Annotated in this window: 1 protein-coding gene; it reads right to left on the minus strand. The window is 50.1% G+C overall.

The window, feature by feature from the left end; all coding sequences use genetic code 11:
- Positions 1–164: 164 nt before the first annotated feature.
- The coding region (locus tag EKM97_RS11835; protein ID WP_125572575.1) for an IS1380 family transposase at positions 165–1,502 on the minus strand (1,338 nt) is incomplete at its 5' end.

Raw genomic sequence — 1,502 nt, forward strand, 5'->3', positions numbered from 1 at the left:
ATTATTCACCTCGGTATTTGGGACATGAAATCGCATCTGGCCGGTCTGAAAGCAACGTTTGGAGCGTTGCGAATACTGACTGAGCGGAGAAGTTGGTGATCGATGCACCACGAACAGACCGACCCAGTTTTCGGCTCGACGCACGACCTATTCAGTTATTCAGTTCAGGTCGCCAACTGATGGACTTCGTCCATGAGCCGACTAAACCAGTTCTTGTAAACATAGTTAGAAGCAAGATGAATCACCACACGACGGGCGTGCCAAGTAATCCTACCGGCGATGTGAAAGAGACTGAACCGTAGCGAGGAGATGGTTGAACGACGGTCTTCCGAGACAAAGAGCTGTTTAAAGAGCTGAACCAGGTTATAGGCAATACCGGTGATCAAGGCTCGTGCAGTGTTCCGTGCAAAAGTTGAGCTGTCTGTTTTGTCAAAGCCAAACCCGCATTTCAGCTCCTTAATTTGGTTCTCAGCATTGCCCCGCTGTCTATAGGTCTTGAACAAAGTCTCTGGAGCCTCGGAGGCCAGGCTGGTCACTACGAATGCGTGGTTCCAGGGAACTAGCTCATCTGCCGTATGAGTAGAACATACGATAACACGGCGAGCTTTACCCCATGACGCGGCCTGATACTTGAATTCGTGGTAGACGCATTTGCTCTCTTCATATTTTGGAGGGCAATCCACTAAGGCCGTTTCTGCCAGCTTCCCAAGCTTTGAATTTGCCTTGAGTCGAACCAAAAAGTCGACGCCATGTGTGTCGCACATCTCGTAAAATTTTGGCGCAGCAAACCCCGAATCGCCTCGAATGATGACGCTGGTGCTTTGAGGGAGCGCCGATAGGCGCGAAAAAGTTGTCTCGACGAACTTATCGGCTTCCTTGCCGGTGTACTCATTGCCAGGGCGCATCAAGGCGTCTAAGAGCAACCCGGACTCTTGATCAAATACAACCTGAGGGTGATATCCATAGGCCATATAGTGAGCGTTGAAGGCGGACCGTTCTTGATTACCGAAAGTATCACAATGCGTTGAGTCTATATCCAGCACGAAGCGGGATTGACCACTAAGACGGAAAGCCAAGGCGGCTACTTGCCAGATAAGCTTCCGAAAGTCATCTAGGTCGGCGTCTTCAAGGCGCTTGAAAAACCGTGAAAGTGAGGGCTGTGAGACTAGCCGAGAGCTACCCAAGGTGGCCGCCAGTACGGGATCACGTTGCCAGTCATTGGCACTACTGTCATGTAAATACCCGGCAACGTCGAGCAACAATTTTTCCAAGAAGATGTCGATCATCGAGGCCTTCCAGAATCGTCGTTGGTCTGGTAACTTGAGGCACTGATTGGCAAGTTGCCTAAAGTTGATACGATGAAGAAACTCTTGGAACAAAACGAGCCCGGCGTCATTTGAAAGTTGACCGCCGTCGGCGGTCACAGTCACATTGGTATTGCATTGCAGGGATAAGCTGGTTAAAGTTGAGATGGTGTGAAGCCTCGCTTTCGTGATGGTTTT

The organism is Lacticaseibacillus songhuajiangensis (assembly GCF_003946025.1).
Lineage (GTDB): Bacteria > Bacillota > Bacilli > Lactobacillales > Lactobacillaceae > Lacticaseibacillus > Lacticaseibacillus songhuajiangensis.